The organism is Daejeonella sp. (assembly GCF_049655485.1).
Classification (GTDB): domain Bacteria; phylum Bacteroidota; class Bacteroidia; order Sphingobacteriales; family Sphingobacteriaceae; genus Daejeonella.
The window spans coordinates 1-10,326 of record NZ_JBASJU010000259.1 but is presented as its reverse complement, the minus strand read 5'-3'; the positions used below and the strand labels follow the sequence as shown (position 1 = coordinate 10,326).

Here is a 10,326-nt window from a genome sequence, read left to right as displayed (position 1 = left end):
TAATGGTTCTCAGAAAGTATGGATTGAAACGGATTAATATGAACTGTTTAAAAGCAGAAAAGCCTCTAAATAATGATATTTAGAGGCTTTTGCATCCAGATGAACTGGTATTTGTCGGGGTGGCAGGATTCGAACCTACGACCTCCTGGTCCCAAACCAGGCGCGATACCGGGCTACGCTACACCCCGAACATTTAACAATGATAACCGGTATTTTTCATTTGTTAAGGGACTGCAAAGATAGACTTTTAAGAGTCTGTGACAAATAAATTTGAAAATATTTTGAATGACTGGATTAGTCTTGTATTCCGTGAATTATAACAGGTTGATCCCCAGCTTTAAGGAGTAAATTTTGATCAATTGTCTTTTAATTTTATTTTTCTTGACCTCAGATCTACCAGCCTGATGTCTCTCGTCACCAGCTGAGAACTACCTCCTAATCCTAATTCTTTATTTGACAACTAATCACAATGTCTTAGCGGAGCATAAAAAAAGAGGATTGCCCTGCAACCCTCTTTCTAGATTCGTGTACCGTCATGGTACGAGTGTTATTGAATTGAATCCACTACGATTGCAGTATCGCCAGTTTCAGAAGTATCCACAGGCATCGAGTCGATTAAGCTTGTAGTGTCTGTATCAGTTTCAACGGTATTTGAACTGTTACACGAAGCTGCTAGCAGACTGAAAACTAGAAATAAAGAGAATAACTTAAATAAATTTTTCATAAAATGTTTAGTAGCATTTGTTTGTAAATTAACTTCGAAAAACGAAATGCAGGTTTTGGCCTGCATTCGTTTTAATTATTTAAATCTAACGGTGAATGTATTCTCCGTTGTTGGTTTTCCAGTGACTTTCAAAATAATCAGCGTCTTCCTGGGTTCTTGGATTTACGCCCATGACGATTCCGCCATCCTTCACGCCGGACTCATATTCTTTTGCTCTGTCTTCAGGGATCCCTGAACCCACCAGGGCGCCTACGATTCCACCTGTTAAACCGCCAGCACCTGCACCTGCTAGTCCTGCAGCAATTGGTCCTGCAATCACAAGTCCCAAGCCCGGTAGTGCCACAGCCGTACCTATTGCTGCTATCGCACCAATGATCGCTCCTGCAGTTCCACCTATAGCTGATCCTGTTCCAGCACCTTCTAGTGCTTTATTGCCTAACTCGGTATCATCATGATCCGAATTTTCAAAATGTTTCTTCCTGGTGTCATCAGACATCATTAAATTGATATCATCCTGGCTATAACCTCGTTCGTGTAAAGCGTTATAAGCACTTTCGGCACTTTGACGATCTCTGAACATTCCCGTCATCATGCGGTTCTGATTTGATGCATTATTTTCCATGTTTTTTAAATTTGGTATAGTTTAAATCGGTATCTGTATATTTAACTACAACATTTAAGCAGTAGGTGTTTGAAATCTTTTCAAAAAAAGATTTTGATTGGGAGCGAGGGCAAGCTATTTTCTTGAAGGAGACACGATTAGCTAATTTTATTCGACATGTGTTCGACATGTGTTTCGACGAGGCTTCGACATGTCTTCGAGTCGTATTCGAGTCCTCTTCGAGTCGATGTCATTTTTATCGAACATTTCCCGAAAACCACCCGAACAGTTTTTGAAGTCATCTTACATGTTGTTAATATTTATATCGAACACCAAGCTTTATTCAATTTTCAATTGATAAAAACTTTATAGTCGTGATTCAGTTTCATAAAAAACCCCTTAAAACGTAACACTGATAAATGAAGACATTCAATATTCTTTTCTGTATCCTTTTCATAATCGCTGCAGCCCTACAGTATAATGATCCAGATCCCTATTTATGGATCCCGATCTATTTATATGGCGCTTTTATGTGTTTTAAAGCATATAACGAGATATATTATCCAAAAGGATATCTTGCTGGAATGGTTGTCTTCCTGATATATGGAATTTATTTGTTCTTTGATAAGTACGGGGTTTTAAGCTGGCTCAATGAACATGAAGCTGAAAATATCACTCAGAGTATGAAAGCATCAGCACCCTGGATTGAAGAGACGCGGGAATTTTTTGGTTTACTTATCTTAAGTGCCGCCTTGTTTATCAACTACACGGTTTACAGAAGAAAAAGAAATTTTTAAGCTCTGGAAAGGAGTTTTGTCTGGATTCCAAACATAAACTTCTCCAAAAGTACAGGAATTTAAATAAGCAAAATGATTACATAATATCCAGATATAAACCGTCGTTAATTTCGCAGCCGCCTTTGGATTAAGCCTTCCGAATTCCGGAAAGAATTTTTTGCGATATACCTCCGCTAATGGTGTTTTTAACTTTTTTTTTAATAAAATTGCATATACTTTTTAATCGATAATAAATATATCATGCCCAATAAGATAAAACAACTTTTAGTATTAAGCGCTTGCGCAATTTTTCTGGCCTGCGGTGACTCTACAAATGAGCGTGGGATAGCTTCGACCACGTCAGATTCTACAGCTTCGGGAAGCGCGTACAAAAGTAGTGATGGTTTTGCTCCAGCTGCTGCACCGGTAGCTTCACAAAGCCCTGCTACAACCGTTTCAGCGCCGGTGGCTCCAGTTGATTCTACCGCTACTACTGCTACAACGACCGTTTCGGCTCCTGTTACGACTGCAACTGCTGCAACTGCTGCAGGTGCGACTCCAAAACCTGCTACACCAGCTGTTGCTGCTGCTAAGCCGGCTGCTACTAGTAATAATGCCGATATCAAAAAAGGTGAAGCGCTCATTTCTAAATCAGACTGTTTAGCCTGCCATAAGGTTGACGCGAAGCTTTTGGGTCCATCTTATAAAGAAGTCGCAGCCAAATATGCCAATAACGCCAGCACTGTCAGCCAGCTCGCTAATAAAATTAAAAGTGGCGGGAGCGGAGTATGGGGTGCCGTTCCAATGTCACCGCATCCTGCACTTTCTGATGATGATGCTAAGGCGATGGTGAGGTATATATTATCACTGAAATAGGAAGTGCTGCCAGCCATATAACAATAATTGTTAAATTACTATCTGAATGCGCAGGATATCCTGCGCATTTTTTATTATCCCCCGTCGGAAAAAGCCAGGAAAACATGAAAAATATAGACAGTCTGATATTTGATATGGACGGAACCTTATGGGATGCAGTAGACTCCTATGTACAGTCGTGGAATGAGGGTGCGAAGATCGAAAATATTGACCGGGTGTTTACAAGAGCAGATCTTGACCATGTTATGGGATGGGAGAGGGGAAAGGTTTTACCTTACTTTTTCCCAGATAAAAATGACGATGAGCGAGAGCGAATCTACGAAACCATTAACCAATGCCGGGCAAAAATCATCCCGCAGCAAGGTGGGATATTGTATGAAGGGGTTCGCGAAGGAATAAAAAAGCTTGCTTCGAAGTACAAGCTTTTCGTTGTTAGTAACTGTCCGAAAGGCTTGATCATAGAATTTATGACATGGGCGGGCCTCCAGGAATACTTTGTTGATGAGATGGCCCACGGAGTAAATTCTAAGCCAAAAAGCCACAATATAAAACTCCTTATAGACAAGCACAATTTGCTCAAGCCTGTTTACATAGGCGACACCAATGGCGACAGCATAGACAGCAGGGCTGCTAACGTCCCATTTGTTTTAGTCACCTATGGATTTGGAAACACAGATGATTTCGACTTAAAGTTTGACGATTTTAATTCTCTTACAGATTATTATATGAATTTGTGATAAACTGGAGTAGTAAAGCACAGCTTTGTTTTCTGGCAGAGGAATAGGTATAGTTCTTGTGTAAGAGATAAAAGTTAAATTGCGAATGAATTGGTGCAGAAAATCGAAGCTGCACCCGATCAAATGGCTAAAAAAGATATAAATTATAATATTAAATGAAACCCGAAACTAATTTTTGGAAGCGTATTGGAATTCAAGACTGGTTTCTTAGCGACACAGGAGTTTCTTCCTCCACGCCAAAGACCCTTACTCCTAACGAAGTCTATAAATACATTATCGAAAAATTTAAAGATTCAATTTCCGCATTATCCTTTGCCGATAGGGTGGTGTTTTACCATGAATACATCATTTGTTTTAACCCGGATGATTATAAAGAATTCATGGATAATAAGCGGGGAATTTTCGGGCTGATTGTTCAGGAGGCAGTAAAAAAATTTTATGAGATACTGACCCAATCCCGCACCGAGCTGAGGGTTGTGGAACCGTCAAGCAATAAATGGGTATTTCGGTTTGTTTCGCATCCAGACTACGAGAAGGGCGATAAAGGCTTTATAGGAAGGCTACTGCCTGGAACTACTCAAAAAGAAGAGAACCTTAAAGTTACGTTCATACCAAGGCAAACGGGCCTGGCACAGACTTTTGACATCAATCAGGAAAACCTAAAAGGCTTTACATTCTACAGTGAAGGTTATTATGAAGTTCCTTATGTAAATGATCTTACGCCAGCTGAAACGACAGTTAAAAACGTAGAAAATCAATCATTTGCAAGATTTGAAACTATACTTCCCGATAAAGCCTATTCAGGTCATAAGGTCGAATATTTTATGAATGATGATGAGATTACTGTTTCAGGTTCGGACGAGACACGGGAGAAAAGCAATATTTTTAAAATACCATCAGAATGGGTTGACACCCCCCATTTAACCATAAGATATAATAAATCAGATTCTAAATTTTATCTGACTTCATTTGGAGAGAAAACGATGGTTAATGAAAAAGTCATTGATAAAAGTGACATTAATGCGCCGGTTTGGACAGAACTGCCATTAAATTCAAAAATGATCTTAAACGGTATAATAGGGGTAAACATTTTTAAGGCTTAAATCATGTCCCATCTATTATCTATAGTACTTCTTGCAGTTTGTGTTTTACTACTATTTGCACACTTTCTAGACATTAAAAAGACCTACAAAAAAAATGGCTAATAATTATTTTGGGCTTACAGATACCGGGAAGGTTCGCGGAAACAATGAAGATACTTTCATAATACAGCCCACCAACGGAGGTGAGTTTATTCTGGCCTCTGCCATTGATGGAGTGGGAGGTTATTCCGGCGGGGAAGTTGCAGCCGCTCTTGCCAGGGAAAGCATCATTGAATATCTCCAGAACCTCCGCGGTAACGTCGGTACTATGATGGCTGAAGCTCTTTTTAGTGCGAACGAGAAAATATGCAACCAGAAATTTGAGGTTCAGGAACATGAGAGCATGGCCTGTGTGTTGACCCTGGCGGTTGTGGATGTCAGAAATAATGAATTGCATTATATCCATGTGGGAGATACCCGGCTTTATTTGCTTCGGGATGGCTCATTAGTAAAACTAACTAAAGACCAGTCGTTTGTAGGATTTCTGGAGGATAGCGGCAGGTTATCGGAAGATGAAGCGATGCGACATCCTAAACGAAATGAGATAAATAAAGCGCTTGGTTTCAACAAGGAAATTAAGAATGACGCCGATTATTTCGAATCTGGCACTTCACCATTTCTTCCGGGTGATTTGATTCTTTTATGTAGTGATGGCTTAACGGATATGGTCAGCAAGCAGGACATTACAGAAATTCTTGTGAGTGACAGCAGCTTGGAAGAGATGGCCCAAAAGCTGATAGATGCTGCGAATTCGAAAGGTGGAAAAGACAATATTACAGCGGTCTTGGTTAAGAATGATAAGCCATTCCAGGAACAAGAAGCCGTAAAACCCCTGCCAGTTTCAAAAAAAAAAATAACGACTCCTGAAAAGCCTCTTGCAGAAAACGTTATTGTAAATAAGCACGATCTAAAGGCTAAACCGCCAGTTGTCCGCAGTAATCGCACCGCTGTTATGCTGCTTTCGGTTCTTTGTATTGGCCTGTTGTTAAGTACGGTTTATCTTCTTTGGTTGCGTGGGCAGGAAAATACTGCCGAACGTCACATCCAGGTTGCAGACACAACAGGTATTGGTACGGTATCAGATATAGCGTTTTCAAGAGAGCTTAAAGCCTTCTCTGGCGATACACTTATACTTAGTGATTCTGTTTACAATGAGCCTATTATATTTACTGGCCCTGTAAATATCAGTCAGGATACACTTTACATCCTGGCAAGGGGAAAAATTGTGTTTAAAAGCGATTCGGCCTATTCAGGCCCAGCATTCACCATACCGCAAACAGCTAAATCTATCGTACTGAATGGGGTCACCTTTGACGGCTTTAAAGTAGGCTTAGTAAGCCAGACAAAAAATGTCCGTATGGAAGGAGTGAAATTTCAAAACTCTATAGCTCCGGTGTATTTCCAGTTTAAGACTCCCGCAGATAGCTTTATCAACGGTACATTAACCGAAATGTTCTTCCGTACCGACGACTCACTTTCAGTTCAAAGACCGAATTAATGGCACCGGTAAATTCACAGAGTAGCGGCAGAAGATTTGAACGACTGTTCATGGGCCTTCTTGCTCTAGTTTTCGGGCTATTATTTTTTAGTCTTTATCAGGTTCTTCAGCGTGATTTTGACGAAGTTCAAAAACGTATTGCTGAGGGGAGTATGGTTAACCTCAATGCAGGTAAAACTGCGGAAAGGATTAATGATTTGATGATCAAGGGTTACTACTTTGACGATAAAAAAGATATTGGCCTGATTAGATGGGTTGTGGAAGAGGGGAATTTGAAGGACAATACACTAATCGATAATATAGGCGAACTAAATAAAAAGAAATTTTTCGTAAATGCCGAACAAGCGTTTTCTGAGGGTGGGACTGCTTTTAAAATGAGAGTGAAAGCTTCCCGTGCCCTTCTGGGTTTTACTGGTGATGACTCTCTACGTTACAATCAGGAGAAATCCAATCCGCCTAACGTGCCTTCTGATACAGATGTTAAATCTGGGGAACACGGAATTACAGGTAAGATCGTTAATTCCGACAAGTCCCCAGTGGCTGGTGTTCTGGTACGGCTTCTGATGATCCTGCCACAGGATAGCCTTTACAGCGAAGAGGTTATGGAAGTTGAAAAACGAATTATTGAGACAGGTACCGGCTTCACTAAAACTTTACTTGCTGACAGTCTGAAGGGCCGACAGCTGGAATCATTAGTTGCTTATGCCCGAACTGACGGGCAGGGGACATATCGGTTCTCAGGATTGCCAGATGACAAAGCCTACCAGGTACTTCCCCTGCAGCCGGGGTTCCAGTTCGGAGCGTCTAAAGGTGTGCTTAAACTTGAAAATGATGTTTCGCTGAATTTCACTCAGAACATACACACGATCAGGTTATTATCAACGAGAGATTTCAATATCCTCAAAAAGGAAAAAACGCTTATTGTAAGAACTCCGGAAGAATTCATTAAATGGTTTTGGATAATTATTGGGGCTTACCTGGGTGCGTTTCTTCTTGTCCATTTGCTTCTTACGGTAAAGTTCCCGGAAGCAGACCAGATAATACTTCCCGTACTCATGTTTTTTGCTGGTATATCGCTTTTAACACTGCTTAGTCTTCAGGATCCGTTGAGGGACCGCTTCTTTGCGCAAGATACTCTATTCTATCTCCTTGCCGGGCTTGCCGGGCTTTGTATATTGCTCTTTATCAAGGTTAAGAAACTAAACCCTGACTCCGCTTTTTACAGGATGTTGTTGTTTAGGGATAACAGGAAAGCCGCTAATGGATGGCCATGGATAGTCCTGGCGATAGGCTTGCTTATTATGACCATCATTTTCGGTACCGGGCCCGAAGGCAGCGGGGTTAAGGTTAACTTATTTGGACTTCAACCCAGTGAAGTTGTAAAATTCGGAATCATCTTTTTTCTAGCGGGCTTCTTCGCCACTAACGAAAAATTCATTGCCGAATACCGGACATACAGAAAGCGATGGTCTTTTTTCTCTTTTGCTTTGATATCGATTTTGGTATCAATTTTCTTGTTTCTAATTCTCGGAGATCTTGGTCCGGCCATGGTAATCTGCTTCACATTTATTATTCTATTTTCATTTTCCAGAGGTGATTTCATGTTTATGATCGCGTCTGTGGTATTATACGTTTTGTCAATCTGGCTTTTGAACAGTTTGTGGCTTGCGACAGTTATCACAGTTGCATTACTCGCATTCGCGATGGTTTTCAAACGCAAACAAATCAGCGAGTCTTCGATCATGGCACTTGTGGTAATATCTGGTTTCTTACTAATTGATCAGATTCCATTCCTGGATACATTATTCCCAGGACCCGTGCAAAGATTGGTAGAACGTAAATCTATCTGGCAAGATGCCTGGAATAATGAAGTTTATGGTGGTGATCATGTGGCAAATGGGATTTGGGCGATGTCAAGCGGAGGATTCAGCGGACAGGGAGTCGGCGAGGGTTTCGCAAAGAATATACCTGAAGCACATACCGATATGATACTTCCTGCCCTAGGAGAAGAATTCGGACTCGCGGGCATATGCTGCATCTTCATCCTATTCCTGATTTATCTTCATCGATCTATACTCATTGGGCGACAAACGGGTACGCCGTTTCTGTTTTATTTATGCGGCGGCATCGGTATTAGTACCTTTGTACAGTTTCTTTTAATTGCAGGAGGTTCAACCGGCGCTTTACCTTTATCAGGTGTGTCACTTCCGCTGGTGAGTTATGGAGGTTCATCATTATTGGCGAATATGCTTGCCGCCGGTTTCCTATTATCTGCTTCCCGGGTAAAAGGCACCGAAGTTCAGATGAATTTCATCAGTAAACAACAAGACCAGAATCTCGTTCCCGCACTTGCTGCTGCATTCATTGGTGTATTGCTTCTAACGGTAAATGTGGGTGCATATGTTATTAATAACCGTTCCTGGGTTGTGCAGCCCTCATTGGTAGCTGATCGAAGCGGGGTGAGAATGTTCAGCTATAATCCAAGGATTGCTATCTTGATGAACAAGCTTCAAGCTGGAACGATCTTCGATCGTAGCGGGCGTATACTTGCAACCAGCAAGCCAGAATTGATTAAAGCGCAGAAAGGATTATTATCGCAAGCCGGGGCAGGGGGATATGACCTGGAAACTGCCATGCACAAACGGCCAGACCGCTATTACCCTTATCAGGAGCATATGTTTTTCTGGACCGGTGATGCAAATACAGGTATTTTCAGCGGAAGCACAAACGGCTATTTTGCGGAGTATGAACATGCTGCCGAGCTTCGCGGTTTTAATACGCCCATAACCAAGTTTAATACCATTGCGACTAGATTTCGGGAAGATCGTTTTTTACCTAGAGGAGTAAAGGAAATGACGGTTAGTAAGAAGGATTACAGTGAGCTGTCGCCTCTGTTGCTTGCCGGAATCAATAGTAAGGAAGTGGATGCTTTCAAGCAGAGAAAAAGGGATGTCACTTTATCGCTTGATGCATCGCTGCAGGCAAATATACAGAACTCTATTTCCAGGGATGACTCACTTAAAGATAACAGGGTATCAGTAGTGGTCATGGATGATTCGAACGGTGATGTACTAACTTCCGCTGTTTATCCGCTTCCACTGGTTAAAAACTGGGATGTTATGACCATGAGCCAGTCTGAACAGAATAAACTATCCGGCTGGGTAACCACTTCAGATCTTGGTTTTACCTATGCCACTCAGCCAGGATCAACGGCTAAAATCCTTACAGCTATGGCATCCTTCAACAAATTAGGTATAGCTGCTGTTAATAAGAAATATCAGGTCAGCGCCTATGAACGGATACGCACGAAAGGAATTGAGCCTGATGAAACGGGTTTGATAAATTTAGAGCGGGCCATCGTGAAATCGAACAACGTTTATTTTATAAAACTTGCGAATGAGGAAAAGTTGCAGAAAAATATGGCTGACTTATATTTAAAAACGGGTATGTTCCTGAGAGGGGTGGGCGGATATTTTTACTCGAAAGATGGCAATAATACAGAACAGGAAAATAAATGGCGTGAGTTATGGCGAAGAACCGAATTTAATACAAAGCCGGAGTATAATCCCGCAAATATAAGGAAGACGCGTGCGAAGGGTATTTCGGGAATGTCGTGGGGACAGGGTGAGTTAATAGCTACTCCTGCGGCCGTGGCACGGCTTGTATCAGCGGTATCAAGTCATGGCAGTCTGACAGATCATCGTTACGTTTTAAAGATCAGTGAAAATGCGCTTCCGGTAAAATCAGCTGTTTCGCTTACAAGTCCGGAAAGTGCTGCTTTACTAAAGCAGTTCATGATCAGGCAGAGCGAAGCTAAAACACCGATTCTTGGAATTGCCGTAGGCGGTAAGACGGGGACGCCTGAAAGGATCTGGAAAGGAGAGAGAATAAATGATGGATGGTACGTGTTCTTTGCTCCAAAAATTTCAGGTAGTGGCAATATAGTTGTTTGCATAAGAGTGGAATCAACCA

The 10,326-nt window shown here is 41.5% G+C and carries 8 protein-coding genes and 1 tRNA gene; 6 read left to right on the top strand and 3 right to left on the bottom strand.

Annotated elements, in window-relative coordinates; genetic code table 11:
• Positions 1-114 precede the first annotated feature (114 nt).
• The 3 genes from WBJ10_RS11130 to WBJ10_RS11120 form a co-directional block, all read right to left on the bottom strand.
• A tRNA-Pro gene (locus WBJ10_RS11130) sits at positions 115-188 on the bottom strand.
• Positions 189-547: 359 nt separating this feature from the next.
• Positions 548-724: a hypothetical protein gene (locus tag WBJ10_RS11125; protein ID WP_424290281.1), complete on the bottom strand. Its 177-nt coding sequence runs from the start codon at positions 722-724 to the stop codon at positions 548-550.
• A gap of 85 nt (positions 725-809) precedes the next feature.
• On the bottom strand, positions 810-1,346 hold the full coding sequence (locus WBJ10_RS11120; protein WP_424290279.1) for a hypothetical protein: 537 nt from the start codon (positions 1,344-1,346) through the stop codon (positions 810-812).
• A 398-nt stretch (positions 1,347-1,744) separates the two neighbouring features.
• Between WBJ10_RS11120 and WBJ10_RS11115 the strand changes: the two genes are divergently transcribed.
• The 6 genes from WBJ10_RS11115 to WBJ10_RS11090 form a co-directional block, all read left to right on the top strand.
• On the top strand, positions 1,745-2,122 hold the full coding sequence (locus WBJ10_RS11115; RefSeq protein WP_424290277.1) for a transmembrane 220 family protein: 378 nt from the start codon (positions 1,745-1,747) through the stop codon (positions 2,120-2,122).
• A 240-nt stretch (positions 2,123-2,362) separates the two neighbouring features.
• Positions 2,363-2,977, top strand: coding sequence for a c-type cytochrome (locus tag WBJ10_RS11110; protein ID WP_424290275.1), 615 nt, complete (start codon positions 2,363-2,365; stop codon positions 2,975-2,977).
• A 104-nt stretch (positions 2,978-3,081) separates the two neighbouring features.
• Entirely contained in the window at positions 3,082-3,714 is a 633-nt protein-coding gene (locus WBJ10_RS11105) for an HAD family hydrolase (RefSeq protein ID WP_424290273.1), read from the top strand.
• Between the two features lie 155 nt (positions 3,715-3,869).
• On the top strand, positions 3,870-4,817 hold the full coding sequence (locus WBJ10_RS11100; protein ID WP_424290271.1) for a hypothetical protein: 948 nt from the start codon (positions 3,870-3,872) through the stop codon (positions 4,815-4,817).
• A gap of 94 nt (positions 4,818-4,911) precedes the next feature.
• The gene (locus WBJ10_RS11095; protein ID WP_424290269.1) at positions 4,912-6,354 is read left to right on the top strand and encodes a PP2C family protein-serine/threonine phosphatase; all 1,443 of its coding nucleotides are present in this window, start codon (positions 4,912-4,914) and stop codon (positions 6,352-6,354) included.
• Positions 6,354-10,326: FtsW/RodA/SpoVE family cell cycle protein (locus WBJ10_RS11090; RefSeq protein WP_424290267.1), on the top strand; the 3,973-nt coding region annotated here is incomplete at its 3' end. The genes WBJ10_RS11095 and WBJ10_RS11090, both read left to right, overlap by 1 nt.

Bases quoted from the DNA above. Each gene is read 5' to 3' on its own strand.
- WBJ10_RS11125 (WP_424290281.1), bottom strand. From the start codon at position 724: ATGAAAAATTTATTTAAGTTATTCTCTTTATTTCTAGTTTTCAGTCTG.
- WBJ10_RS11120 (WP_424290279.1), bottom strand. From the start codon at position 1,346: ATGGAAAATAATGCATCAAATCAGAACCGCATGATGACGGGAATGTTC.
- WBJ10_RS11115 (WP_424290277.1), top strand. From the start codon at position 1,745: ATGAAGACATTCAATATTCTTTTCTGTATCCTTTTCATAATCGCTGCA.
- WBJ10_RS11110 (WP_424290275.1), top strand. From the start codon at position 2,363: ATGCCCAATAAGATAAAACAACTTTTAGTATTAAGCGCTTGCGCAATT.
- WBJ10_RS11105 (WP_424290273.1), top strand. From the start codon at position 3,082: ATGAAAAATATAGACAGTCTGATATTTGATATGGACGGAACCTTATGG.
- WBJ10_RS11100 (WP_424290271.1), top strand. From the start codon at position 3,870: ATGAAACCCGAAACTAATTTTTGGAAGCGTATTGGAATTCAAGACTGG.
- WBJ10_RS11095 (WP_424290269.1), top strand. From the start codon at position 4,912: ATGGCTAATAATTATTTTGGGCTTACAGATACCGGGAAGGTTCGCGGA.